The sequence below is a fragment of the Lysinibacillus telephonicus genome (genome assembly GCF_003966145.1).
Taxonomy (GTDB): domain Bacteria; phylum Bacillota; class Bacilli; order Bacillales_A; family Planococcaceae; genus Ureibacillus; species Ureibacillus telephonicus.
Map to the genome: position 1 here is coordinate 58139 of NZ_RXNR01000014.1, position 26062 is coordinate 84200.

Annotated in this window: 23 protein-coding genes; 6 read left to right on the top strand and 17 right to left on the bottom strand. The window is 35.7% G+C overall.

All coding sequences use genetic code 11. The features are described 5' to 3' along the window. Positions 1–4 precede the first annotated feature (4 nt). The 6 genes from uvrB to EKG35_RS06945 all read right to left on the bottom strand — a co-directional run bounded on the left by uvrB (position 5) and on the right by EKG35_RS06945 (position 8201). A complete protein-coding gene (uvrB, locus tag EKG35_RS06920; protein ID WP_126293712.1) occupies positions 5–1987 on the bottom strand; it encodes an excinuclease ABC subunit UvrB in 1983 nt (660 codons plus the stop codon). 397 nt (positions 1988–2384) lie between these two features. Further along, positions 2385–3581: an iron-containing alcohol dehydrogenase gene (locus EKG35_RS06925; RefSeq protein WP_126293713.1), complete on the bottom strand. Its 1197-nt coding sequence runs from the start codon at positions 3579–3581 to the stop codon at positions 2385–2387. Between the two features lie 6 nt (positions 3582–3587). Next, positions 3588–5060 (bottom strand): aldehyde dehydrogenase family protein, encoded by a 1473-nt coding sequence (locus EKG35_RS06930; protein ID WP_410799041.1) that lies wholly within the window; start codon positions 5058–5060, stop codon positions 3588–3590. Beyond that, positions 5020–6450: a hypothetical protein gene (locus tag EKG35_RS21225; protein ID WP_126293714.1), complete on the bottom strand. Its 1431-nt coding sequence runs from the start codon at positions 6448–6450 to the stop codon at positions 5020–5022. The genes EKG35_RS06930 and EKG35_RS21225 overlap by 41 nt, the downstream gene beginning before the upstream one ends. A 299-nt stretch (positions 6451–6749) precedes the next feature. Further along, positions 6750–7742, bottom strand: a complete 993-nt coding sequence (locus EKG35_RS06940; protein ID WP_126293715.1) for a LacI family DNA-binding transcriptional regulator — start codon at positions 7740–7742, stop codon at positions 6750–6752. 183 nt (positions 7743–7925) lie between these two features. Then, entirely contained in the window at positions 7926–8201 is a 276-nt protein-coding gene (locus EKG35_RS06945; RefSeq protein ID WP_126293716.1) for an IDEAL domain-containing protein, read from the bottom strand. 339 nt (positions 8202–8540) lie between these two features. Here EKG35_RS06945 and EKG35_RS06950 point away from each other — a divergent pair, with 339 nt between their 5' ends. After that, the gene (locus EKG35_RS06950) at positions 8541–9047 is read left to right on the top strand and encodes a competence protein ComK (protein ID WP_185807667.1); all 507 of its coding nucleotides are present in this window, start codon (positions 8541–8543) and stop codon (positions 9045–9047) included. 176 nt (positions 9048–9223) lie between these two features. Here EKG35_RS06950 and EKG35_RS06955 read toward each other — a convergent pair whose 3' ends face one another. The 3 genes from EKG35_RS06955 to secA all read right to left on the bottom strand — a co-directional run bounded on the left by EKG35_RS06955 (position 9224) and on the right by secA (position 14167). Further along, a complete protein-coding gene (locus EKG35_RS06955) occupies positions 9224–9631 on the bottom strand; it encodes a YhjD family protein (RefSeq protein ID WP_126293718.1) in 408 nt (135 codons plus the stop codon). A 791-nt stretch (positions 9632–10422) separates the two neighbouring features. Then, positions 10423–11527 (bottom strand): peptide chain release factor 2 gene (prfB, locus tag EKG35_RS06960; protein WP_410798868.1). Its coding sequence is split into 2 segments (ribosomal slippage): positions 10423–11451 and positions 11453–11527, totalling 1104 coding nucleotides; the frame shifts between segments, so codons are not numbered across the junction. A gap of 132 nt (positions 11528–11659) precedes the next feature. Continuing rightward, positions 11660–14167 carry a preprotein translocase subunit SecA gene (secA, locus tag EKG35_RS06965; RefSeq protein ID WP_126293719.1) on the bottom strand — a complete coding sequence of 836 codons (2508 nt, stop codon included), beginning with the start codon at positions 14165–14167 and terminating at the stop codon, positions 11660–11662. Positions 14168–14415: 248 nt separating this feature from the next. Between secA and EKG35_RS06970 the strand changes: the two genes are divergently transcribed. From EKG35_RS06970 to EKG35_RS06980, 3 genes are all read left to right on the top strand, one after another. Further along, complete coding sequence (locus EKG35_RS06970) at positions 14416–14835, top strand: VOC family protein (RefSeq protein WP_126293720.1); 420 nt, start codon at positions 14416–14418, stop codon at positions 14833–14835. Between the two features lie 127 nt (positions 14836–14962). After that, a complete protein-coding gene (locus EKG35_RS06975) occupies positions 14963–15739 on the top strand; it encodes a hypothetical protein (RefSeq protein ID WP_126293721.1) in 777 nt (258 codons plus the stop codon). 133 nt (positions 15740–15872) lie between these two features. Next, the gene (locus EKG35_RS06980) at positions 15873–16778 is read left to right on the top strand and encodes a DMT family transporter (RefSeq protein ID WP_126293722.1); all 906 of its coding nucleotides are present in this window, start codon (positions 15873–15875) and stop codon (positions 16776–16778) included. A gap of 174 nt (positions 16779–16952) precedes the next feature. Here EKG35_RS06980 and EKG35_RS06985 read toward each other — a convergent pair whose 3' ends face one another. After that, positions 16953–18125 carry a DUF418 domain-containing protein gene (locus EKG35_RS06985; RefSeq protein ID WP_126293723.1) on the bottom strand — a complete coding sequence of 391 codons (1173 nt, stop codon included), beginning with the start codon at positions 18123–18125 and terminating at the stop codon, positions 16953–16955. Positions 18126–18229: 104 nt separating this feature from the next. On the opposite strand from EKG35_RS06985, the gene EKG35_RS06990 reads away from it, so the two are divergent. Then, positions 18230–18925 carry a response regulator transcription factor gene (locus tag EKG35_RS06990; protein WP_126293724.1) on the top strand — a complete coding sequence of 232 codons (696 nt, stop codon included), beginning with the start codon at positions 18230–18232 and terminating at the stop codon, positions 18923–18925. Beyond that, positions 18922–20580 (top strand): sensor histidine kinase, encoded by a 1659-nt coding sequence (locus EKG35_RS06995; protein WP_126293725.1) that lies wholly within the window; start codon positions 18922–18924, stop codon positions 20578–20580. The genes EKG35_RS06990 and EKG35_RS06995 overlap by 4 nt, the downstream gene beginning before the upstream one ends. 215 nt (positions 20581–20795) lie before the next feature. Here EKG35_RS06995 and EKG35_RS07000 read toward each other — a convergent pair whose 3' ends face one another. From EKG35_RS07000 to EKG35_RS07030, 7 genes are all read right to left on the bottom strand, one after another. Continuing rightward, positions 20796–21434 carry a pilus assembly protein TadG-related protein gene (locus EKG35_RS07000; RefSeq protein ID WP_126293726.1) on the bottom strand — a complete coding sequence of 213 codons (639 nt, stop codon included), beginning with the start codon at positions 21432–21434 and terminating at the stop codon, positions 20796–20798. Then, entirely contained in the window at positions 21431–21829 is a 399-nt protein-coding gene (locus tag EKG35_RS07005; RefSeq protein ID WP_126293727.1) for a TadE/TadG family type IV pilus assembly protein, read from the bottom strand. The genes EKG35_RS07000 and EKG35_RS07005 overlap by 4 nt, the downstream gene beginning before the upstream one ends. Before the next feature lie 164 nt (positions 21830–21993). Next, complete coding sequence (locus EKG35_RS07010) at positions 21994–22452, bottom strand: DUF4234 domain-containing protein (protein WP_126293728.1); 459 nt, start codon at positions 22450–22452, stop codon at positions 21994–21996. A gap of 187 nt (positions 22453–22639) precedes the next feature. Continuing rightward, a complete protein-coding gene (locus EKG35_RS07015; protein WP_126293729.1) occupies positions 22640–23227 on the bottom strand; it encodes a hypothetical protein in 588 nt (195 codons plus the stop codon). Positions 23228–23304: 77 nt separating this feature from the next. Beyond that, positions 23305–23967, bottom strand: coding sequence for a hypothetical protein (locus EKG35_RS07020; RefSeq protein ID WP_126293730.1), 663 nt, complete (start codon positions 23965–23967; stop codon positions 23305–23307). Beyond that, positions 23967–24338, bottom strand: coding sequence for a hypothetical protein (locus EKG35_RS07025; RefSeq protein ID WP_126293731.1), 372 nt, complete (start codon positions 24336–24338; stop codon positions 23967–23969). The genes EKG35_RS07020 and EKG35_RS07025 overlap by 1 nt, the downstream gene beginning before the upstream one ends. A 52-nt stretch (positions 24339–24390) precedes the next feature. Then, the gene (locus EKG35_RS07030) at positions 24391–25959 is read right to left on the bottom strand and encodes an ICP22 family protein (protein ID WP_126293732.1); all 1569 of its coding nucleotides are present in this window, start codon (positions 25957–25959) and stop codon (positions 24391–24393) included. Positions 25960–26062 lie beyond the last annotated feature (103 nt).

Sequence of the window (26062 nt, forward strand, 5' to 3'; positions counted from 1 at the left end):
TTGGTCACCCTTCTACCTTCAGTTCAAATATCGTATCTCTTAATTCTGCTGCACGTTCAAAATCAAGTGCTTTGGCGGCTTCCTTCATTTCATTTTCAAGCGATGCAATCAATTTCTCGATTTCTGCTTTTGACAGCTTTTTGCCCTTCGTCACTTTTGTTGCATATGTCTCTTCTTCTTCTGCAGCCTGCGTTGCGCGAATTAAATCTGGAATTTTCTTCTGAATTGTTTTTGGTGTTATACCGTGTTCCTTGTTGTATGCCTCTTGAATTGTACGACGACGTTTTGTTTCATCGATTGCTTTTTTCATTGAATCAGTCATGTTATCTGCGTATAAAATTACATGTCCATTCGCATTTCGGGCAGCTCGTCCAATCGTTTGAATAAGTGAACGTTCTGAACGTAAAAATCCTTCTTTATCAGCATCAAGGATTGCAACAAGAGATACTTCTGGAATATCTAGTCCTTCACGCAATAAATTGATTCCTACGAGAACATCATATGTTCCTTTTCGAAGCTCGCGTATGATTTCAATTCGTTCCAACGTCTTAACTTCAGAGTGAAGATACTCGACTTTGATGCCGATTTCCTTCAGATAGTCTGTTAAATCTTCTGACATTTTCTTCGTTAACGTTGTAATTAAAACACGTTCATTTTGTCGAACCCGTTCATTTATTTCATCGATTAAATCGTCAATTTGTCCTTCAATTGGACGAACATCAATTGTTGGGTCGAGCAGTCCAGTTGGACGTATAATTTGCTCAACCATCTCTGGTGTATGTTCGATTTCATAGGGGCCAGGAGTTGCTGAAACGTAAATGGCTTGATGTATATGCTGTTCAAACTCTTCGAATTTTAATGGTCTATTATCAAGTGCTGATGGTAAGCGGAAACCGTGTTCTACTAATACATTCTTACGAGCTTGGTCCCCATTATACATTCCGCGTATTTGCGGCAAAGTTACGTGACTTTCATCCACAACTAATAAAAAATCTTTGGGGAAATAATCTAGCAATGTATAAGGTGTTACTCCCGCTTCTCTCAACGTTAAATGACGGGAATAGTTTTCGATTCCTGAACAGAAGCCCATCTCACGCATCATTTCTAAATCATAGTTTGTTCTTTGCTCTAAACGCTGCGCTTCAAGCAGTTTATCTTCTGCTCGGAATTTTGCAAGCTGCTCTTCAAGCTCAGCCTCAATATTTTCAATAGCCTTTAACATTTTCTCTTCTCGTGTAACGAAGTGGGAAGCTGGGAAAATAGCTACATGATCGCGGTCACCCATAATTTCACCAGTTAAAGCATCCACTTCCCGAATTCGATCAATTTCATCGCCAAAAAATTCAACACGAATACATTTTTCATCTCTAGATGCTGGGAAAATTTCGACTACATCTCCTCGAACTCTAAATGTACCCCGTGTAAAGTTTACATCGTTCCGTTCATATTGTATGTCTACGAGTTTTCTCAACAATTGATTGCGTTCAATTTCCATCCCAGTTCGGACAGATACAACCATTTCACGATATTCCTCTGGATTCCCTAAACCATATATACAAGACACAGAAGCTATAATGATGACATCTTGTCGTTCAAACAATGCTGATGTAGCGGAGTGTCGCAGCTTGTCGATTTCATCATTAATGCTTGAATCTTTTTCGATATAGGTATCCGTTTGTGGAACATAAGCTTCCGGCTGATAATAATCGTAGTAGCTGACAAAATATTCAACCGCATTGTTTGGGAAAAATTGTTTAAATTCGCTGTATAGCTGTCCTGCCAGTGTTTTATTATGTGCAATCACCAGCGTTGGCTTCTTTACTTCTTTTATTACATTGGAAATGGTAAATGTTTTCCCCGTACCTGTTGCCCCAAGCAAAGTTTGATGCCTTTTGCCATCCTTTATGCCTTTAACAAGCTCCGCAATGGCATTCGGCTGATCGCCGCTTGGTTCATAGGCAGAATACAATTCAAAAGTTTCGGCCATTCGTAGATCGTCCTTTCACCCAATTCTTGTATTTTATTTTAGCATAACCATTTAGAAATTTCGAACAAAAAGCGAACATATATTCCTCAACTTTTTACTTCTCCCCATTTGTAAGGAAACAACCTATTATTACAAACCAGCAGTGAGATATAAAGATAAGAAGTAATTTACTAAATCTGAGAGTGCATTATACAAAGCACTTAGACGATTATAGAGTCTTACACCACAGCTCTATGACTTGTGTACAAAGTCTACTTGTCCCCTGCTAAAAAAGAAATATGCTTCAACATAAAGTTATCTGTAAATCTAAATTTTTATTTTCTTAAAAGAAAAAAGTACACTTCAGTTTTGGTTCTGAAGTGCACTTTTTTGTTTTTCGGACAACACAAGCTTGTTTTTAATGAATTTTTTCTAAACTATTTTTTTCAGCAATTTTCCCTTCAAACGCTGCTTTATAAATCGACAAAATATCTTCTCGTAATAATGGCATTGGGCTCCGTGCTAAAATCCGCTTTTGTTCAATAGCATCCTTTGTTAAACTTTCAAGCGCATCCTCAGTAATATTGAATCCTTGTAAAGTAGATGGAATATTTACATCCTCTACTAACCTTTTTAATTCGTCTACACATTTGTAAGATGCTTCTTCTTGGGATAAGTTTACTGCGCTAAAGCCCATCGCTTCATATATATCTTTCATTCGTTTCTCACAGCTTTGACGGATGTACCCCATGACATATGGAAGTAAAACGGCATTGGAATCTCCATGGGCAATATGGAACTGTCCTCCAATAGGATAAGCTAAGGCATGGACACCAGCTACACCTGCATTAAAGAAGGCCAGCCCAGCAAGATAACTTCCGTAGCTCATATCTGTACGAGCTTGTTTGTCTTCACCATTAGAAACAGCAGTACGAATAGAATTACTGATTAAACGAATCGCCTGTAATGCAAGTGCATCTGATACGGGGCTTGCATTTTTAGAAATGTAAGCTTCAACTGCATGAGTCAGTGCATCTACCCCCGTTGCGGCCGTCACTTTAGGTGGTAAAGAAATAGTTAAAGCAGGATCAACAATCGCAACATCCGCTATTAAATAATCATGTGTCACGACATCTTTTGTTGTTTCAAGCGATAATACAGAAATATTCGTAACTTCCGAACCTGTTCCCGAAGTAGTAGGGATTAATATTTTAGGAAGTCCTTTATGTGTAATTTCCTTTGTTCCTGTTAAGTTTAGGTAATCAGCAACAGAGCCTTCATGTGAAGCTAAAACGCCTGCAAGCTTTGCTAAATCAAGCGCACTACCTCCTCCGACGCCAATCACCATATCGAATTGATGCTCTCGTGTGTAAGCAACTAACTTTTCTCCAATCGCAAGCGGTGGTTCAGGTACGACCTCTGTATAAACTTCAGTTATATAGCCCACTTTTTCCAATGGTTCAACGATTTTATTAGTTAATCCAATATTTTTTAAAAATGGATCAGTGATGACAAGGATTTTTTTCACTTCGAAACGATTTACTTCATCTACTAAGTGAGATAACGAATCCCATCCTGTAAAACTGACCGGTGGAAATGTAATTTTTTCAGACATGTCCAATCACTCCTCACTTTGGTTCCAAACAATTAGCTTTGTTTCCGTCATTTCATGTATGGCATATTTTAAACCTTCTTTACCTGTCCCACTTTCCTTTACACCACCATATGGCATCTGGTCAACACGGTATGTTGGAATATCATTTATCATTACGCCGCCAACTTCAAATAATTTTGAAGCTTTAAAAGCTGTTTGAATGTTATTTGTAAAGATCCCAGCTTGTAACCCGTAGTTGGAATCATTAATTGCTTCAATGCCTTCTTCAATACTAGAAATTCGAGAAACGACAACTATCGGTGCAAACACTTCCTGGCACGATACTTTAGCATCGGACGGTACATCAGTTAAAATCGTAGGCATCAAGACACCATTGTCAATCGTGCCGCCCGTAATAATTTTTGCTCCATTTTGAACTGCTTCTTGAATCCAAGAAAGTGCTCTCTCTTGCTCTTTTGGATGAATCATAGCTGAAATATCAGTTGATTCCTCTAAAGGACTCCCAATAACTAACTTTTTTGTTCCAGCCTCAAATTGTTGAATAAATTCATCGAATAACTCGTCCATTACATATGTGCGCTGCAATGAAATACACACTTGTCCTTGGTTTGAAAAAGCACCTGTTACACATTTCGATACAATTTTAGATAAGTCCACACCTTTGTCGATAATAACGCCTGCATTCGAACCGAGTTCTAGTGCGACCTTCTTTAATCCAGCTTTATTTCGAATACTAATCCCTACTGCTGGACTACCTGTGAATGTAATCATTTTTACTTTATCGCTTTCTACCAATGCATCTCCAACCGTGCCGCCACTACCTGTTACTACATTATAAGCTCCTTTTGGCAACTCCGTTTGATCTATCAATTCTGCTAGAAAAAGTGCTGATAAAGGTGTTTGCGAAGCTGGCTTTAATACGATTGTATTTCCCGCTGCAATAGCAGGCCCTACTTTATGTGCTACTAAGTTTTGTGGGAAATTAAACGGCGTAATAGCACCGATAACCCCGAGAGGCTCTTCTATTGTATAACCGAAGCGATTTGCCCCATTTTTAGCGGCATCCATCGGAATCATTTCACCAGTTAAGCGTTTTGCTTCCTCCGCCGCAAATTTGTAAGTTTCAATTGTACGGTCGATTTCAGCTAATGCAAACTTTATCGGCTTAGCTGATTCTAAAGAAATGATTTCAGCTGCTTGTTGTCTATTCTCAATAAAAAGTTGGGCAATATGCTCTAAAATAGCAGCTCGTTTATAAGCAGTTAATTCCGCCATTTGCTGTCTCGTTTCGTATGCAACATCAATGACTTCCTCTACTTCTTCACGTGTTGCTTGTGGAATTAAAGCAATTGTTTCTTTTGTATATGGTGAAACAAGCTCTGCATATTTTTCAGAAGATTTCCATTCACCGTTAACGTAGTACTTTTTTTCCTTTGAATTAAACATTAAGAAGCTCTCGTTCTTCATCATTCTTTCCATCTACGTTTAAGTCTCCTTTTCCATTTTGTTGGTCTTTTGTAAATGTATTATCGACTTCTCCTTTAAAGAAATTCTTTCCGTAAATTAATAAACAAAGGATAATTCCTGCAGCGAAAGCCCATGCTGCGCCTTTAATACAGAGTATGGCACCAATGATTCCAGCAACCCCTAGATCAGTTTGACTTCGCGCTTCTAATATTCCAACCTTCACACTTACATAGCCTTGGATTAACATCGTTGAAGCAAGTGCTACCCCTAAAATTGGCTCTACTAAGCTTACAATTGGCAACAAGAATAGCCCTGTGTTTGTTCCCCAACGGAATGATCCAATACCCCCAAAGAAGGAATCCATCGCCTTTCTACCTTTTTTGAATCGTTCCACCATAACAACTTGCATTGCAGACCAAATTGGACCACACATTGTTACGTCAGGACCTAAAATACTCATGGCACTGTTACGAATTCCAAAAATTAAATGTGCACGGCTTGGGCTGTAATCTACTTTTTCATCTACTCGTACAGCAGCACCGTCCTCAACCAATGCTTTTGTTTGTAACACATCACCAAATAGCACAATATACGCTGCCAATACTGTTGGTAATGCGGTAATAAACATCATAATTGGTGGGAAACCTAAGCCAAAAATCGTATATTCATTCCACAATGTTACAAAGTCAGGTGCAGAAAAGCCCCACTCTATAGATGGCCATGCTGCTTCCCCAAATATAGGTGCAATAATTACCGCTAGAAGAATAACTGGGAAAATCCCAAGCTTTCCTATAAGCCCCCAAAAGCGATTTTTGTGCTGGAATTTTGAAAAATGTTTAGAGAATAATAGATAAAAAGCAATTCCTATCGCAATAGTAATAGTCCATGGGAAAGATTCAAATCTTCCTCCAATCTGGAACACTGAAATTACTGCTGCCAGCCCTGCACCAAGAATAATCCCTGACTTCATAGCAGACGGAATTAATCCTACTACTTTCGCTGCTAAACCTGTTGCTCCCAAAACTAATGAAAGAATCCCTAGTGTCATCTGAAAGGCAATTAAGGAGTGTACTCGCTCTGGCCCTTCTGGAAACTGTGAACAATATAAAGTAATCAACGGTATGGCTGGTGTAATCCACCCTGGCACAGTTGGATCTCCTAGTAAATGATGCAGTAAGTAGAAAAGTCCATTTAAGACGACAATAGCCAAAGCTACTTCAAATGGCATTCCCAACAATTCGACTAATATTGGAATGGCCGACAAATCCACCGCACACATTAATAAACCTTGAACATAATCAGGCCACTCAAAGCGATAATGAATAAATGGCAATCGAATTTTAAAAGGCCCTGCTGGTATATGTGGTGACTCTTCACCAAATTTCCTATTTTTCCATAACATAATGTATTACTCCTCCCCTTTTTGTAACCCCTTACATTAAATAAAAAAGTTTCCCTCCTATATTTATTGATGTCGACTTAACAAAATGAATACGTAACCATTTTTGGTTTTAAAAAAATTTGTTACTCTATTGATTTTCGATATAGCAGATATGCTTTTAGCTACTTTGTTATTGGATTAAGATAATGTTCAACTTTTGCCGCAATCATTATTTACTAAAATCAACAATTATCAAATTAGGATTATAATGGTTACGTATTCATTTTTGAATATAAAACAAACTTTTAAAAAAGTTTGTTTTATATTTTACGAGTCGTTTTTCTAGAATAAATTCTAACAGACTCCGTAATTTTAACGCAAGAGTTTTTTTTATTTTCAATCAATTCTATTAATTTATTAATAGCCAAAAAGCCTAAATTTTCTTTAGATATACTCCCTACAGTTGTTAATTGAATGGATGCATGTTGACTAATGTCTACATTGTCTATACCTATAATACTAATGTCTTCAGGTACGCTTAAATTAGCATAAATGGCATCATCCATTAAATATAATGCAAGTGAATCCGAACCTGCACATATTCCTGTTGGCCTATTTTTCGAATGTATTAGTTTTTGAAACGCTCTTGAAACATCCATTTTTGAAGTATCTGTATGAATTATATATTCTGCTGAAACGGAATGTTGGTACTCTTTTATCGCTTTTAAAAACCCATGATATCGGTTATTAAATGTACTCATTGTTAATGGACCGCCAACCCAAGCAATATTTGTATGACCAAGTTCAATTAGATGCTTTGCTGACAAATAACCTGCTTCAAAGTTATCTATTTCTACAAACTGACGATTATTTTTATGCTTGCGATTATATGTAATGAAAGGAATGTCCATTTTTTCTAACTTCTCAAAAATTGGATCATCTATTAAAATACACGATAAAATAATCCCGTCCACCTTTTGCTCAAATGCTGTTGCATAGGCTTCCGTTAGCTTCTTATCGTTTACAAACTGTACATTAACACGATACCCCTTTGAATTTGCATAATTCACAATGGCTGTAGTTGTATCGACGAAAAACGGATTATGTAATGGCCCTGATAAAAGAGCAATCGTGTAAGTCTTATTTTGGACGAGGGATCGAGCATGGGCATTTGGAATATAGTTTAATTCCTGGATTGCCTTCATTACTTTGTCAATTGTAGGCTTTTTAACTAGTTCTGGAGTGTTTAAAACACGTGAAACTGTTGTTTGAGATACTCCTGCATGTTTTGCAACGTCTTTTGAAGATACCAAAGACAGGACCCTCCTTTTGCTACTTTCTCTACTAATGTAACTATACATTGAATTTAATCAAGTGACTATCATCAATTTTTTGTAAAAAAATCAAATAAAAAGTCGCTAAAACCGAATTTGTCCAATTACTAGCAAGACATTCTTCTGTTCAGCGACTTTTTGATTTTTCATTTTATATTCATTTTAATTTATCGACTCTTGTGTTTCTTGGCTTTCTTCCATTTCCTGTGTTTCCTGCAATTCATTTAACTCTTTAGTGTAAGAATAAAAAGCATCTTTATTTCGTTCATCTAATGCATTATCGATGAGATCTTTTAACTGTTCAATTCTTTGCAATCTTTGCATCCGGTTTAAAAACAAGTCCAAATAAATGTCATTCAATAATTTTTCAGATTCATTTACATGTTGGTAGCTTCCTACTGCCTTAATAAAATCTGTATATGAATAATATTTATCCATCGATATCACCCCGATTCCCTTTTTTCTATTATAAAAAATCAAATTTCAATTTGCAATATATTCTGAAAAATAGGTGAATTTTTTACTACTTTGCTTTCTATTAGCTGTAGATTTACGGCTGAAGTTTCATACTTTTATACTTTATTTATTTTTTAATAGAAGTTTTAGGCATTCGATTATTATTTTGAAGTAATTAACCTTACAAAATAATGGGCCAAATTTTAAATTTGGACAGTTCCCTAAAATTTGTAAAATCAATGTTGAATTTGCTCGAAAAACATACTATTATGTTTTTATATCGACTATTTCCATTTTATAACAATGAAAAGGAGGATACCTATGTTGGAAAACGTAAATGTTGTCGATTATTATCATCTTTCGTTTAACAGTTACCTTATTGAACCGGTGAAACATGAGGACAAGCTTTTCTCGCGTGTTTATGACAAAACTGGAGAAGTAATTGTTGGAAGAAAACCAATTTACATCGTTCGTAAATCTTGTCAGGTGATGGGTAACAATTATAAAGCAGCTCGTGCGGTATCAAAACGATTTTTCGGTAAAGAAAAACATAAACTGCCAATCATTATTTCACATGATTATGGTATACCTTGTGTATTCTTCCCATTGCTTTCACCTGCTTCACCAAGCAATGTTTGGATAGGACTGCATGCAGTAACAAACATTCGTCGTTCCAAAGATTGTACAGAGATTACATTAAAGGATGGAAAAGAACTGTTGCTTAACGTTAATTACTCTTCCTTCTGCTCTCAATATGTCAGTGCATCTATGCTGCAAAAATACGCCACTAATGAGCGGTTAATTTTCCAAAATGAAATGCCTTTTTGAAAAAACTAATATAGCATACTGAAGTTGAAGGAAATGTATTATTAAGCTAAGCGTTCCGATAATCGCAAAAGTTTACAGCTTGCTTTAGTATGGAAACAGTTTTCAAAGTAAATTATGCAAACAGATATTTGCTTGCTTATGAAAAAACTATTTATTTGAAGCACCATGCGAACACTTTATTGATTCAAAATGGACTGGCTTTCAAAATGAATGTCCTTTTGAATAACGTTTGAGGCTTTGTTTAAGTAGAAGTTAAGCAAATGTTCAACATGATTTCGAAGGCGTATATTTGAATACCTTCTCACTTCCATCAATTGATGGTAATGAAAATGATACTCTGTAAACATTTCATCACGTTGCCCTTTCACTACTTTTAAACTACGATTTTTTAAATACGCCTTCGTTTTTTTTAAGTCTTCTTCAGCATTTCTTCTAGCTTCATCAATTAAAAAAATGTACGGTCGCTTTAATTTAAACTGCCCTGCCTCAATTTGTGCATGATCTTTTTCTAAAACGATTAGCAGCATTGGTAAATAAATAGCCGCTTCTAAATATGGGACAGTTTCAATGGGGATATGTGCCATCAAATAACCCTCCTAATCGAACATTTGTTCCTTTTATTATATTACATCAAACTCGAAAAAATGCAATCTTGTTATGATGGTGTTTTATGGAAGGGAAATGGATAAGTTGAAGATGGCATATGATGATGAGATAATAATTAAGTTTTGGTTACTTACTGCGGCTGGGTGTTAGGGGATTAAACCGTTAAATATGTAATATGACAATGAAGTAATTTAATTTTTTAAGCTTAGTATGGACCGTTCTAAAAGATTAAAAAATAACTTTTATCCTTTAATTGCCTGATAATGGTTTATTGAAAATACCAAAGTCGTAAGTTAATTCATGTGATACTTCTCCGTCTATTAATAATGATACTAAATAACTAATTGCTAAACCAAAAACAAATACTTCACTATAAGAAATCTACGTTGCAAAACGAGATTGTTCTCTCCCTTTCTATTCTCTTCTTCAATATAACTACCTCGATAGGTGAGGTGCTTTTTTAAAATCTAACCAAACTTTATACAATTTTGCTAATTTGTTAACAACATAACCCAATATAAAGATAATGAGCAGTAGGTATGCTATTCAGGGGAAGTTTAGTTTAGTAGTAAGTTATCTTAAATGGACACTTTATAGACCAGCTCAATCGTTTTCATAGGATGACTCACAATTAAGCCCTTTTCGATTCCTATAACTTCAAGTTCACTTCTTACTTCATAAGTTGTAACACACTATCAATCTAATTAAATTAATATAAAAGACCCTCCCGACAAAGGGAAAATCCCCGCCAGAAAGGTCTGTAAAAATATTATCCAATGCGTGAACGTAAGTAGGCATTAATAAAATCATCCAAATCTCCATCCATTACACCTTGGACATTGCCTGTTTCAAAATTAGTACGATGATCCTTTACCATTGAATATGGATGGAATACATAAGAACGAATTTGAGAACCCCAACCAATTTCCTTTTGTTCTCCACGAATCGCGTCAAGTTCTGCTTGTTGCTTCTCTATTTCAAGTTGATACAATTTCGCTTTTAACATGCTCATTGCTTTTTCACGGTTTTTAATTTGTGAACGCTCTGCCTGGCATGATACAACGACACCTGTAGGAATATGTGTAATACGAACAGCAGAGTCAGTCGTGTTAATATGCTGACCACCAGCACCAGTTGCACGATACGTATCAATTTTTAAATCTTCAGTTCGTACTTCAATCTCGATTTCATTGTTAAACTCTGGCATAACTTCACATGAAACAAAGGAAGTATGACGGCGTCCAGCTGAATCGAACGGAGAAATTCGCACTAAACGATGTACTCCCTTTTCCGCTTTTAAATAGCCGTAAGCATTATGACCTTGGATTAACAATGTTACGGATTTTATCCCCGCTTCATCCCCAGGCAAGTAATCCATTGTTTCTACTTTAAAACCGTGTTTATCGGCCCAGCGTGTATACATGCGCAGCAGCATCGAACCCCAGTCTTGTGATTCCGTTCCACCAGCACCTGGATGCAACTCTAAAATCGCATTGTTTTTATCATAAGGCTCACTTAATAACATTTGAAGCTCAAAAGCATCCATTTTCCGCTCAAATTCTTCCAACTCATTGCTAAGCTCCTCTTGCAATTCGTCATCTGGTTCTTCCTTTAAAAGCTCAAGCGTCATTTCTAAATTTTCTTGTGTAGTTACAAGGTCGTTAAATTCATTAACAATTGCTTTTAAACCATTTGCCTCATTAATTACCGTTTGCGCAGCATTTTGGTCGTTCCAAAAATCCGGCATTAACATCACTTCATCAAGCTCTTGAATACGTGCCTCCTTGTTTTCTAAGTCAAAGAGACCCCCTGAAGTCCGCCAATTTTGAGGCTGTAGTTTCCAACGTATTTCTTACATCTGCTAATTCAATCATGTAAATAAATCCTCCGTACTGTAAATTAAATTGAGAGAACCGCACCATCAAAAAGATGACTACGGTTCAAACTGTTTTTATACAAAAATAGTCTATGGTAACTTGATAAGTTCGCCATTATTTTTGAAAATCTTATTGCTCTGCACCATGACAGTTTTTATACTTCTTGCCGCTTCCGCATGGACATGGATCGTTGCGGCCAATATCTTCGGCTTTTCGAACAGGTTGTTTTTTCTTTGGTGCTGCCTCTTCTTTCGGATTTACAGCTTGACCTTTCGCTACTTCTTCACGTTCAAGGTTATTACGAATTTGAGCCTTCATTGCATATTTCGTAACATCTTCACGAATCGATGCAATCATCTCTTCAAACATCGCAAATCCTTCTTGTTCATACTCGCGTAAAGGATCCGTTTGACCGTAAGCTCGAAGGTGAATTCCTTGGCGCAATTGATCCATTGCATCGATATGATCTATCCATTTCGTATCAATAGAGCGCAGTAAAATTACCTTTTCAAACTCACGCATACGTTCTGGCGTTAGTTGCTCTTCTTTTTCATCATAGCGTTTTTGGACTTCTGAATAAATGAATTGAATCATTTCTTCTGGCGATTTTCCTTCAAGATCGCTTGCTTTAATAGCACCCTCTTCTAAAAGATTCGCTTGAATGTAGTCCTCGATTGCTTTGAAGTTCCACTCTTTTTGATCGCCCTGTGTATGAATACCTACAATCGTCTCGATTGACTCTTGAATCATATTTTCAACAAGAGCCCGCATATTTTCTGTTTCAAGAACATCGCGACGTTCTTTATAGATTACCTCACGTTGTTGACGAAGAACATCATCATATTGCAATAATCGTTTACGTGCATCGAAGTTATTTCCTTCTACACGTTTTTGTGCAGATTCAACTGCTTTAGATACCATACCAGATTGAATTGGTTGTGAATCGTCCATCCCAAGTTTAGTCATCGCATTTTTCATTCTATCAGTACCGAAACGACGCATTAAGTCGTCTTCAAGCGATAAATAAAATTGCGTTACCCCTGGATCCCCTTGACGACCAGAACGACCACGCAGCTGATTATCAATACGGCGAGATTCATGGCGTTCTGTACCAATTACGGCTAAACCGCCAAGCTCTAATACACCTTCGCCAAGCTTAATATCAGTACCACGACCTGCCATGTTTGTCGCGATTGTAACAGCACCTTTATTACCTGCATTTGCGATAATTTCTGCTTCTCGCTCATGGTTTTTCGCATTTAATACATTGTGAGGAATTTTATGTTTATCAAGTAATTTCGAAATAATTTCTGATGTTTCAATGGCAACTGTTCCAACTAATACAGGTTGCCCAGCCTTATGACGCTCTGCAATATCCGCCGCAACTGCGTTAAATTTACCGTTCATTGTGGCAAAAATTAAATCCGGTTTATCATCACGCGCGATTGGTTTATTTGTTGGAATAACAACAACCTGCATATTGTAAATGTTACGGAACTCTTCTTCCTCTGTTTTGGCTGTACCTGTCATCCCAGACAGTTTTTCATACATGCGGAAGTAGTTTTGGAACGTAATTGTAGCCATTGTCATCGATTCATTTTGAATTTCTACGCCTTCTTTTGCTTCAATCGCTTGGTGGAGACCATCAGAATAACGGCGCCCCTTCATTAAACGACCTGTAAAGCCATCAACGATAATAATTTCACCATCTTGCACAACATAATCTACATCTCGGTGCATCGATACATGTGCTTTTAACGACTGATTAATTGCATGAAGCAGACGAACATGTGTTAAATCAAAAAGATTATCAATACCGAAAGCTCTCTCTGCTTTTCCGATACCGTTTTCCGTCAATGTAACACCTTTAGTTGTTTCATCATATGTGTAATCTTCTTCTGCTTTTAACATACGAACAAACGCATTTGATTGAACATAAAGTTTCGCTGTTTTTCCAGATTGCCCAGAAATAATAAGTGGTGTACGTGCTTCGTCAATTAAAATTGAGTCAACCTCGTCAATAACTGCATAGTATAAAGGCCGTTGAACACGTTCTTCTTTGTAAAGCACCATGTTATCACGCAAATAGTCGAAACCTAATTCATTGTTTGTACTATATGTAATATCAGCAGCATAAGCTTCACGTTTTTCTTCTTTTGAAAGGCTATTTAAATTTAATCCAACAGATAAGCCTAGGAAATTATAAAGTTGTCCCATTTCGTTCGCATCACGGCTTGCCAAGTATTCGTTTACTGTAACAACATGTACACCTTTGCCTGTTATGGCATTTAAGTATACCGCCATAGTGGAAGTTAATGTTTTCCCTTCCCCTGTTTTCATTTCCGCAATATTACCTTCGTTCAATGTTGCAGCACCCATAATTTGCACACGGAACGGATACATGCCTAGAACACGGCGCGACGCCTCACGACAAACTGCAAATGCTTCTGGAAGCAATTGCTCTAATGTTTCCCCATTTTGATAACGCTCTTTAAATTCCGTCGTTTTTTCTTTTAAATCTTCATCATTTAGCTGCTCCATTTGAGAAGCAAGCGCCTCAACTTGATCAGCAATTTTATTTAATTTTTTAATTTCTTTTTTATTTAAGTCAAAAATTTTATTTAATATGTTTGCCATGAATTATTTTCACTTCCCATATAGTCTCAGTTTTCATTTTAGCATTACCTATATACTAGGTGCAAATGACCTTCTCCCTTTTTATTCTCGTTCTTCAAGTAGTAAAACGATTCAGGTACAATTTTGAAAATTTTTTTTGAAATTTTAAAGGGATTTCTTACTACTAGATTAAATTGTTTAAGAGTGGGTATAAGATAATATGCCGGATATTAAAAAGCAAATAATATGGATAAGGAGTGTTGGAACAAGTGGCAGTTGAAGTATATTTAGTTTTCAATGGAAATTGTCGTGAGGCAGTAGAGTTTTATTCAAAAGTATTTAAGACTGAAGCACCTAACATTATGACATTTGGAGACTCACCACAAGATCCAAGTTATACAATGCCCGAAGAAGCAAAAAATTTAGTTATGCATGCTAATTTAAACATTGCAGGCAGCAGAGTTATGTTTTCTGATACTTGGCCAGGCTCTCCGTATGTTGTGGGTAACAATGTAACTGTAGCTCTTGTTAGTGAAGATGAAGCACTCCTTCGCTCTGCCTTTGAAGGATTAAAAGAAGGCGGCACTGTTAAAATGGAACTTCAAGAGACGTTTTGGAGCAAAGCTTTTGGAATGGTAAAGGACAAATTTGGTGTTGAATGGCAAATTAGTTTAGAAAGCGGAGAATAATTTAATACATTATGAAATTAGCCTACAGCAGACTTTTTTGGTGCTATAGGCTTTTTTATATAGGGCTGGTTTTTTGGAATTGCATCTAAAATCACGACGTAAATATTCCAAAACGCGTAAAAAAGCTGTGAAACCGCGTAAATACTGTTCAAAAGCACGTAAATATTTCTGCAAAACGCCTAAATATCATCCAAAACCGCGTAAATATTTCAAAACGGGTAAAACAGCTGCAAAACCGCGTAAATACTGTTCAAAAGCACGTAAATATTTCTGCAAAACACGTAAATATCATCCAAAATCGCGTAAGTATCCCAAAATGCGTAAAAAAGCTGCGAAACCGCGTAAATATTCCAAAACGCGTAAAAAAGCAACGAAACCGAGTAAATACTATTCGAAAGCACGTAAACAATATCTCTTCAAAGCACGTAAATATCACCTAAAACCACGTAAATATTCCAAAACGCGTAAAAAAGCTGCGAAACCGCGTAAATACTATTCGAAAGCACGTAAATATTTCTGCAAAACGCCTAAATATCATCCAAAACCGCGTAAATATTCCAAAACGCGTAAAAAAGCAACGAAACCGCGTAAATACTATTCGAAAGCACGTAAATATTTCTGCAAAACACGTAAATATCACCCAAAACCGCGTAAATATTCCAAAACGCGTAAAAAAGCTGTGAAACCGCGTAAATACTGTTCAAAAGCACGTAAATATTTCTGCAAAACACGTAAATATCACCTAAAACCGCCTAAATATTCCAAAACGCGTAAAAAAGCAACGAAACCGCGTAAATACTATTCAAAAGCACGTAAATATCTCTTCAAAGCACGTAAATATCACCTAAAACCGCGTAAATACTCCCATCACTTAAGAAACATCACACTAAAGAAACCCCTATAAAGACATTACCTATAAATTTATCAAAAATCCCCCAGCTATTAATATAAGCAAAAAGCTTTTATATGAAACGTTCCATTCCAAGCATATACCGCATACATTGGGGATATGTCATAAATGGCAGGAGGGCTGTTTGATGGGGAATGAAAGCAGAAAAATTGTTTCTTATTCTTTGTTAGCGATATTAATTGTTGTTTGGGGGGCAAGCTGGCCAATCTATAAATTCGCAGTCTCTTTAATGCCGCCACTTTTATTTGCCAGTGTTCGAGCTTTTTTTGGGGGAATTATTCTACTTTTGATAGCATGGAAAAATCGCCATTTACTTAATTTCAAAAAAAATTGGGTTTACTATATTATTTCTGCCATTTTAAATATTGTCTTTTATTTAGGAATACAAACAGTTGGACTTATTTATTTGCCTGGTGGATTGTTTTCCGTTCTCGTCTATTTTCAACCAGTGCTTCTTGGAATTCTCGCATGGTACTTTTTAAAAGAAGAGATGACCATTTCGAAAATAGTTGGTCTCATTATAGGATTTATTGGAATTATCTTCGTTAGTGTCGATGGACTAATTATTCATCTGTCTGCAATAGGGGTTATTTTAGCTCTTGCAACTGCATTAAGTTGGGCAATTGGTGTCGTTTATGTAAAGAAAAATCGCGACAAAGTTAATTCCTTCTGGATAGTAGTCATGCAGCTTATAATTGGTGGAGGCATCTTATTAATTGGTGGTTTGATAACCGAAGATATAAATCAAATTGTTTGGAATAAAGGGCTGATCTTAAGTTTAATATGGGGAACAACTGCTGGAATGGCAGTTGCTCAAGTCATTTATTATAAGTTGATGAACGAAGGTGAAGCGAGTAAAGTTGGGGCATTTACATTCTTAGTTCCGATTCTTTCCGTTTTTATTAGTGCATGGTTCTTAAATGAAAGTATTACAATGAATTTATTTTTTGGAATGTTATTAGTAGGTATCAGTATTTACTTAGTAAACGCTCAACGTAAGCAATTTTTGTTGAAGGAAATTAGGAAGGAATAATCTACGTATAAAACGCCCCAATTGTCTTAATAACAATTGGGGCTGATCGTACATTAATTTTCTCTATGAATTTTCAATATAAAACCTTAACTTAAATAAGTAGCAAATGCCACAATAATCCCTGCAACGAAAATCATTAATAAATAAAACCACCAAGTGTCTGTAAATTCTTCTTTATTCTCCCGCATGAATGGGTTTCACTTCCTTCACTTTCGTTTTACCGCTCAATGAAAAATTCGTCCACATACGTAAAATTACTTCTAGCGGGCCTCGTTTTAATTTCTTTAAGTAAAGTGTACTTGCAAAACACTGGAGGCTATACACGACAAGTCCTATTAAAACGCCCGTAGCAACACCCAGTTGACCATAAAAACCTAACCCATAACCATAAAAGACAAGGGTACAGATTATCGTTTGCAAAATGTAGTTTGACAGCGATAACTTCCCGACATTTTCAAAAATCTTGCGAACACGTGTGAAAATCTCCGTTCTATATATTAATGCAAAAAAGCTAATGTAACCTATTGATAGTATAATTGAGCCTCCTAGTAAGAAAATGCTTGACCAATCATTTTCTATTTGACTAAGTGCCTTAAAGATTAGTCCAATAGGTACGAAAAATGAGCCAATTACATACCACTTTCGTTCCTTATCCATATCTTCAAATGCGTGAATCTTCGCAAGTCCCATTCCAAATAAAAACATTGGTGCATACATTAATGGCGCGAAGAAAAGTAACATAATGATAAGGATTGGATCTTCAAATCCAGGAGGCATAACATTATTTCGGAAATCGTAAATTTCATCGTAGCTTCCATTTGCCATTATTACATTTGATTTCTCAACATACTGCATCATTTCTTGCTGTTCTTTTTCCGTTTCTTCTACTTGCCCATAACCTGTGGCTATTGTTAAAGCAAATAGTACAAAAGCCCAGATAAAAAGTGTTTTCGGCTTTCTATTTATAAACGGGATGAGCAAAAGCATAATGCCTCCGTAAAATAATAAAATATCCCCCTCCCATAAATAAGTGGCATGTAGCAACCCAAGTACAATTAATCCGATGCTTCGGCGAACTATCGACCAGCGACTTTTTCTTCCCTTTTTCCTAATAGACTCTACTAATTTAATGAGAGAATAACCAAAGACTACTGTAAAGATTGGCATTGCAGAACCTTCGACTGCGATTTTCACAAACTTTAATGCTCCTTCATCCAAAAAAGATGAAGAATTTATATATTCTTTTCCAAACATGCCATATTGGAAAATTAATAAATTCGCAAGTAAGATGCCAAGAAGACTAAATCCCCTTAAACCATCTATAAAAGAAACTCTTTTCGATTCCATCTTTTTACTCCTTTATGATAATTTATAAATATAATGTAATATTGGAATCTTATGCTAACATAATAGCTATCTTAAAATAACCTTAAATTAGTAGGTGGGAACTTATGAATTGTGCATCTATCTTAGTGTTGGAAGACGAACGAGCCATTTCAGACATGGTTGAAATTATCTTAAGAAAGGAAGGATTTCAACACATACATATTTGTGAAAATATTAAAAAATGCAGGGAACTCGTAGAACGGCATACATATGATTTTTATTTATTAGATATCATGCTTCCAGATGGGAGCGGTTTGGATATTGCAGAAATAATTCGGCAAAACAGCGATGCGCCTATTTTCTTTTTAACGGCAAAATGCAGTGATGCGGATAAACTTCGTGGATTTATGAATGGAGCAGATGATTATATTACAAAACCTTTTAATCCATTAGAGTTGGTTGCGCGTATTAAAGCTCAATTAGGTCGATATTTAAAACAAAAGAAACAAACGCCAACCCTCTTTCAATTTGACCGCTTTACCTTTGACTCTGAGGCTGCAGAACTGTGGGTGGATGGTCAGCGTGAAATTATCAATGGCAGACTTTTTTATTTACTATCATATCTTTGTGAAAATGCCGGACAGGTATTATCTAAAGAACAAATTTACCAGCACGTCTGGGGTGATTTTTTATTTGATGATAATACTGTCATGGTCCATATTCGAAAACTGCGCGAAAAAATTGAAAAGAATCCAAGTAAACCAACATGCATCGTAACAGTACGAGGCGTAGGCTATAAACTTGTCGGTGATGGAAAATGAAGTCTTCAAGTAAATTAACCATTCGATTTATTTTATATTTTATTTTATTTTACCTCTTTATTATCATTGGAACGATTGGAAGCATTGTTGCATTTTTCTTTTATATTAGTGGAAATACGGGGAACGATATTCATTTATTTGATGGATTTGAATTTGAAGATGAAATTATTAAAGAAAAGAATAGTTACAAATTATCAGATTATCTTATAGAACAGGCGGAAGACAATAGTGGTCAGCTATATCTTGTAAACAACACAATGAAAGTATTAGATTACACTGGGGAAACTTGCGAGCTTTGTAACATGACAAAGGAAGAAATTTTGGCGTTGGATACAAAGGGGTTGCATACATGGAAACTTTCAAACCACTATTTGCTTTTTGTACCGAAATCCCCACTGGAGCCTTTATTTAAAAAAATTAATATGGAATGGACTGCAACAGCTAGCTTTTCATCTTCATTACAAAAAGAGTTAGAGAAGCATAATATTTCAGTTGAACTTTACGATGAAAGATGGAAGCGCGAAACACTCTTTGGAGATAGCAAACCGCTAGTTCACTTGCCTGATATCGTACAAAACAACTCCGATATTTTTGAGCAAAAGGAATGGTTGTCAGCTAAATCTCTATCGGATGGCTCAACCCTTGTAGCACGTATGCCTAATGATTATTATCAACCTTTTGAAGAACACTTTAATAAAGGAATGCTAATGCTTATTTTCTTCTTTGTAGTGTTCCATATCATTTTATTAATTGGGATTATCCTTTTATCATTTGGCATCTCTAATCGATTTGTTAGACCTATCGTTTACATTTTATCTCGAATAGGAAAACTAGCAAAATTTGATTACAACAAATCAATAGATGAGCGGATTCATCACAAGAAAACAGGTAAATTAAAAAGGAAATATAAACTATTCCAACCTATAGATGATTCCATTGATAATTTAACAAATCGTTTAGCTTATAACGAACGTCAAATAAAACGGGCAGAACAACTTCGGGAAGAATGGATTACCGGGCTATCGCATGATCTAAAAACCCCATTAAGTTCAATTTACGGATATTCTACTATGCTTTCATCAAGCGACTATAACTGGTCGCCCGAGGAAACTCGCGAATTTGCCGCAACAATGCGAGAAAAAGCAAATTACATGGATGCCTTAATTCAAGATTTAACTTATACGTATCAATTAAAAAATAAGGCGGTCCAATTGAGTCTTGAAAAAGTTGATTTGGCTAAATGGCTGGCACAGTTTCAAGATGATCAAGTAACTGTTCAAACAAGTGGAAATGTAATAATTGAAGCAGATAAATTGCTGCTTTATCGAATAATTGAAAACATAGTTGGCAATGCCAAAAAGCATACACCTGCAGGTACCCCCATAAAGATTACAGCTTGGGAAGAAAATTTTAGTGTCATATTAAGTGTTAAAGATTATGGTTCAGGTATACCACAAGAAGATTTAGATAATCTATTTGAACGTTATTATCGTGGCACCAATACAACTGATGATTTAAACGGCACTGGATTAGGTCTTGCAATAACAAAACAGTTAATAGACATGCACAATGCAGAAATTGATGTGTTATCAAATGAAGGTGGAACAGAGTTTAAAATACGATTTGGCAAAGCAAATAACTTTAAGGAAATGTAAGGCGGCATTTAGGTAATAATTTTGAGATTATTTAATTCAATTGCCTAAATTGTTAAACAACTGACATAGTGAAAACAGTTTCCAACTTCGTGTCGCAAAATTCAAGACTAAATTCTTGAGAATAAACCACAAAAAGCTCCCCCTATGCCTGTTTGCCATAGGGGGAGCATTTCTCCTAATTCTACTTTTCTATTATTCGATAGCAAGTATTTTACTTAATTAAGAACATATTTTAAATAGCTCAATGGTGGTCCATACCCTTCTTGTGGTATATCTTTTGTAAACGAATCAATTAAAGTGCCATCTGTTATCGTTTCATATGTAGCATCGGTTCGTACTTCTACACGATATTTATCGGAAGAAATGAGAATTTCGAGATGTTCTTCATTTCCTTCATTTTCTTTAATCACTTCTTGAGCCGAACGGTACATATTTGTACTCAATGTAGGATTTAAACGAAATTTTACCTCAAAAAAGTTTTTTAAAATAGGGTCACCTAGTCTTCCTGGTAAAATTTCATTTAAGGCTTTAATAAAAGCCTCCTCTTCCGCATAACCAAGTGAAAGATAATCATTTTTCTTCTCTACAATGATATCCCAAAGCGGCTCATAATCTTCTTCTTCTTCAAGAGCTTCCATCATTGCCTCATCAAACTCTTTAATAGCATCCTCTGTTGCGATTAAAATTTCACTCGTAGCGGCAATTGCTCCTAGCTGTGCGGCTGTGGATGCTTGTTGCTTCACAGCATAGACTCGAACAACATTAACGATAATGATTGAAAGTACGATAATAACTGTCATCATCCACAGAAGATAAATTGCAGCACTTCCTTTTTCATTTTTGAGGAGCTTCATGGGACAAGCACCTTCCCAATCGCCTTTGAGTCTAAAGTAATAAGTGCTGAATCTGCAATACTATCAGGAAGAAATACTAATGGGTGCTTAGCAGTTATCGTAATTTCAAACAAATCTGAGCTTCCAGGTACATTTCGAATGACAAATTGATGATCTTGTAATATAGAAGCCCCGCCGATAGATTCATCGATTACTTCTTTAGTCTCATAATAATCTTCTGATACCGCATATACTTTTGCCGCATCGGATGCTGCAGCTTTTAAGCTAATGACTGCATAGCCTGATGCAACCACTTGCCAAAGAAGAAGAAAAAGTAAGAAATATAGTGGAAGAATTCCTAAAAACTCAATTGAAAGCGAACCTCTTTCATTTTTTAATATTTTTCTTGTTTCCATCCTCTCACCTTCCTTGGCGATTGCCTATTTATGTTATCTCTATTATTAAACATCGCTGGTGGTATCATGATAATAAAGAGGGCAAAAAATATATAATAATAGTAACTGCCACTAATAATCCAATTTTGGATGTTAGAAACACTTTATTTTAAAAAGTCATTTCATCATCTCTTTACTTTTAATTGTAAAGTTTGAATTTGATTCATTTTATATTGAATATAAAATACATGGAAGATGAAAAGTAAATAATTCTTAAGTGGTACATCAACTTCTTGTTCTAATATTTCACGCAATCTGAAAATAGAATAGTAAAGTAATCCAATAAAGAAAAAGTTGAAAATTATTTCATAAGATTCAAGATTTGCAATACCATAGTCACTCAGTACAAAATTTCCAAAGATTTGAATAAACAAGAATATAAATGATATAATCGTAAACAATCTCCACAATCCAAAATGAATACCTGTTTTATAATTAAAATTCTCAATACTATGTCGATTTCTTAAGAACCAAACTCCTATGTATGCTCCTAATGTAATAAATGACAAAACAATCATGACAAGGAGGTTTAATTTTTTAAAATCGATACTAAAACTATTTTCATTTCTTATTAATTTTTCCATCCACTTCATCCCTTCAAATTACAGAAAAATAATATTAACACAGTGATGAGCAATTTATGAGAAAGTAAGGATATCAAACGTTACTCAAATAATCATAATAGTCAATACTATTTATAAATCTGTGATAATGACGAGTATAATTGAAAAGTAATCATAATAAATTAATCGCTGCACTGCCTTACATCTTTTATTGTTCTAATTGTTTTACTCTCTCAGGAGTTGATAACATCGCTGGTGCAATCATCATCATAAGCAAACCAATAAAATAGAAAATAATTGCAACCCCGATAAAAGGACCTGCATCAAAAGCAATGATATAAGCCCACATTATCCCACCAATAAATAAAATAATCCCAATATAAATAAACAGTAAATTTTTAAACCACATTTCTCGAGGATTTACTAACGCTCTTGTTATGGCATCCTGTTTAAATAATAAAAAGCTAATGAGTCCAATTGTAACAATAAGTAACAACCAAAAAAAGATTGTAGGGTAGAGTGCTTTAAAAGCTGGGGACATTGCATAATATACTATCACCATCAACATGACGAAAGAATGTAGAGAAAAATAACGTTTACTGTTATGCTTTTGGAAAATCCAAATTATATAACTTAGAATTGCTGACAAAATTGCAATACTCAAATTAATAATTAGCCATTTAACAACATTTTCTTCCGGCATAAAGCTAACAAGAAACCCTATCACTACATGCACAAATAACGTAATAAAAATATAGTTTTCTTTAAATGGCACCCATTCTTTTTCAGCTTTCATGTATCACCATTCCTTTATACTTTTTCAAAAACTTCCTGTTATTTGTAATTCTTGTGTTTCCACCATACAACTCAAAATTAATTATCAATCAATGGATTTGATAATTCCTTTCGAAACCGCAATGTTAAATAAATATAAATAAAAGGAAATACTAAAGCGTTCAATAAAACTCGGATAATAATAAAAGCCAAAATATTGTTATCATACTGGGATAGAAAGAGCGTCAAAACTACCCAACATCCTATATTTATACTAAAGATAATAACGAGTTCTCCAATTAATGAAATATTTTCTCTTACAATAGCATGAATCGTTTTTATGCACACTTCTTTAACATTTCGACCTTCTGAAAAGAATGGAAAAACTAATAAAAAAACAAGAGCAAGGATGGTAGGTATAAATAAAAAATAGATCCCAATTACCGCAACAAAATAAAAAATTGTTGTAAAAATAAAGAGAATCCCAAATTGCTTAATAAAATAAATAATTCCTTCAATTGGATTAATATCGTGATCTTGTTTATAAGCAATGACCATTTTCATAAAAGGTGGAATACAAATAATAAAATTTAATATTATTAAGAAAACAGAAAAATACTCTGGTGCAATTGCTTCTTCAGACATATTTACATAAATCATGCTCAAAAAAGAAATGATAGTTACTGGTAGGATAATGAAAAAGGACCAAATCAGAATCTGACTCCAATTCCGATTATAGATATCAAAAATTTCTCGAACCATTAGAGAACACCTTCTCTTTTCTTACGAATAAATACAGTACTAACTGCAAATAAAAGACTCACGATTACTGCATATGACAAGCTTCTTCCAATTCCCTCTGGGTCGGAAAAGACTAAAATATTAAAAACAAAGTGAGATAGGATAAAACTAAAAAATGTAATTACAATCGCTCCTAAATATGCAGCTGTATATGGTGTTTCTGTATTCCATTTTGCAGCAAAAAAACCCATACTTCCATATGTTAGGATTGTTTGAATAAACAAGAAAAGTCCGTAACTTTCTATTGGAATAAAACCTAATAGAAAAGAAATGGCAACGGTTAACAAAATACTTGCTCCAACTGCCTGAAAAAATTTCATCATATTAAACATCAGTATCTCACCTACTATTTTAGGATTGGATTGCCCCAAAAAGAGCAATCCGTTATCCAAATCCAAATAATTTTTTTGCACCGTTAAATAATCCTTGAGCTTTATCAGCAAGCTTAGAAGCCCCTTTACTTACCAAATCAGCAGCAAAAGAGTAACCTTCGCTAACTTTGTTACTAATCCATTCTTTAGCTTTACGACCTGTTGAGGTTCCGTTCATGAACCAAGCAGATCCTAATCCTACTGCTAACCCTACGCCCGCTCCTACAATCGTACCGACACCTGGGACAACAGAACCAGCCATTGCACCAGTAACCGCACTTGATATAACACTAGAAGCTACGGTTGTTCCCGCCCCAATTGCAAGATCTACTGTAACATCAGCGTAGAACTTAGAAGACTTGAATGCATTAGCTCCATGTTTGTCGACATTTCCAAATAAAGTAGCTGCAATAGATAGTGGACCATTTAATTTAGATAAATTTGATTTCGCCCAAAACTTTTTAGAGAAGACATTGTATCCATCGTTCAAACCGGACTTTAAGTTTTTCCAAGTAGTGCCTAGAATATCTTTTTTCGTTTGTGCTAATTTTTTACTATCAAAAAAGCTAGATACCTTAAAAGGTTTTTGATTGGACTTGCCTGCTGGCATATAACGCTCTTTGCCATCAATTTTATATTTTTTATAATTGTTATAAAAATGATTCAACACCGGATTTTTTAAGCTGGATTTCCCGCGCACCTTATAATTACCAGATTCCAGCTTTTCAAATTTAAATCCAGCATAAGTGGCAGCAGCTCCTTCTAATACCGGTTTAACAAAAGAGGTTGCATAAGTTTTGGCATCTTTTAATGTTTGTGAAATAGTACCCCATATTCCGTTTTCTTCAGTTGTTGAGTTTAAAAAAATGTTTAAAAGCGATGGAGTTTTTGTATTTCCACCTGAATCCCCAGCTTCTCCATTTGATGTATCTCCAGTTGGATTTTCGCCTCCGGTTGATCCTTCTCCACCTGATGGATTTTGGCCCCCATTTGGTCCGTCTCCACCTGTTGGATTTTGACCCCCATTTGATCCTTCTCCACCTGATGGATTTTGACCCCCATTTGGTCCGTCTCCACCTGTTGGATTTTGACCCCCATTTGATCCTTCTCCACCTGATGGATTTTGACCTCCATTTGGTCCTTCTCCACCTGTTGGATTTTGGCCCTCATTTGGTCCTTCTCCACCTGTTGGATTTTGGCCCCCATTTGGTCCTTCTCCACCTTTAGTTGAATCGCCTCCTGTTAGCGAATCGCCAGTTGGGACATTCCCGCCTGATGGACTTTCTCCACCTTCTGCTGCCTTGCCGCCTGAAGGACCTTCTCCACCTTCCGCTGCCTTGCCGCCTGAAGGACCTTCTCCACCTTCTGTAGCTTTACCACCAGTGACCGCTTCTCCAGTTGAATTTGTTATAGCATTCCCACCAGATGGGCCTTTGCCACCTTCAGTCGCATTACCTCCTGTCACGTTGCTGCCAGCAGTAATCGGGCTCCCAGTAACTAATCGATTTATCGGTAAAGTGCCAGCAATATTAGGAATAATAAACTGACCATTTCCTCTTGAAAGTGAACTGCTCCCCGTCAAGTAGACAGTATAAATAATAAAAAGATTTTAAGCGGCTTGAGCTCGGAATTCTAAAGGGCTTAAGCCGTTTAATTTTTTTGTGTAACGATAATGATTATAAAAA

Bases quoted from the DNA above. Each gene is read 5' to 3' on its own strand.
- EKG35_RS07020 (WP_126293730.1), bottom strand. From the start codon at position 23,967: ATGGTTCGAGAAATTTTTGATATCTATAATCGGAATTGGAGTCAGATT.
- EKG35_RS21225 (WP_126293714.1), bottom strand. From the start codon at position 6,450: ATGTTATGGAAAAATAGGAAATTTGGTGAAGAGTCACCACATATACCA.
- EKG35_RS07015 (WP_126293729.1), bottom strand. From the start codon at position 23,227: ATGAAAGCTGAAAAAGAATGGGTGCCATTTAAAGAAAACTATATTTTT.
- EKG35_RS07005 (WP_126293727.1), bottom strand. From the start codon at position 21,829: ATGGAAACAAGAAAAATATTAAAAAATGAAAGAGGTTCGCTTTCAATT.
- EKG35_RS06955 (WP_126293718.1), bottom strand. From the start codon at position 9,631: ATGGCACATATCCCCATTGAAACTGTCCCATATTTAGAAGCGGCTATT.
- secA (WP_126293719.1), bottom strand. From the start codon at position 14,167: ATGGCAAACATATTAAATAAAATTTTTGACTTAAATAAAAAAGAAATT.
- EKG35_RS06990 (WP_126293724.1), top strand. From the start codon at position 18,230: ATGAATTGTGCATCTATCTTAGTGTTGGAAGACGAACGAGCCATTTCA.
- EKG35_RS06945 (WP_126293716.1), bottom strand. From the start codon at position 8,201: ATGGATAAATATTATTCATATACAGATTTTATTAAGGCAGTAGGAAGC.
- EKG35_RS06985 (WP_126293723.1), bottom strand. From the start codon at position 18,125: ATGGAATCGAAAAGAGTTTCTTTTATAGATGGTTTAAGGGGATTTAGT.
- EKG35_RS06995 (WP_126293725.1), top strand. From the start codon at position 18,922: ATGAAGTCTTCAAGTAAATTAACCATTCGATTTATTTTATATTTTATT.
- EKG35_RS06930 (WP_410799041.1), bottom strand. From the start codon at position 5,060: ATGGAAAGAATGATGAAGAACGAGAGCTTCTTAATGTTTAATTCAAAG.
- EKG35_RS06925 (WP_126293713.1), bottom strand. From the start codon at position 3,581: ATGTCTGAAAAAATTACATTTCCACCGGTCAGTTTTACAGGATGGGAT.
- EKG35_RS07000 (WP_126293726.1), bottom strand. From the start codon at position 21,434: ATGAAGCTCCTCAAAAATGAAAAAGGAAGTGCTGCAATTTATCTTCTG.
- EKG35_RS07010 (WP_126293728.1), bottom strand. From the start codon at position 22,452: ATGGAAAAATTAATAAGAAATGAAAATAGTTTTAGTATCGATTTTAAA.
- EKG35_RS07025 (WP_126293731.1), bottom strand. From the start codon at position 24,338: ATGTTTAATATGATGAAATTTTTTCAGGCAGTTGGAGCAAGTATTTTG.
- EKG35_RS06950 (WP_185807667.1), top strand. From the start codon at position 8,541: ATGTTGGAAAACGTAAATGTTGTCGATTATTATCATCTTTCGTTTAAC.
- uvrB (WP_126293712.1), bottom strand. From the start codon at position 1,987: ATGGCCGAAACTTTTGAATTGTATTCTGCCTATGAACCAAGCGGCGAT.
- EKG35_RS06980 (WP_126293722.1), top strand. From the start codon at position 15,873: ATGGGGAATGAAAGCAGAAAAATTGTTTCTTATTCTTTGTTAGCGATA.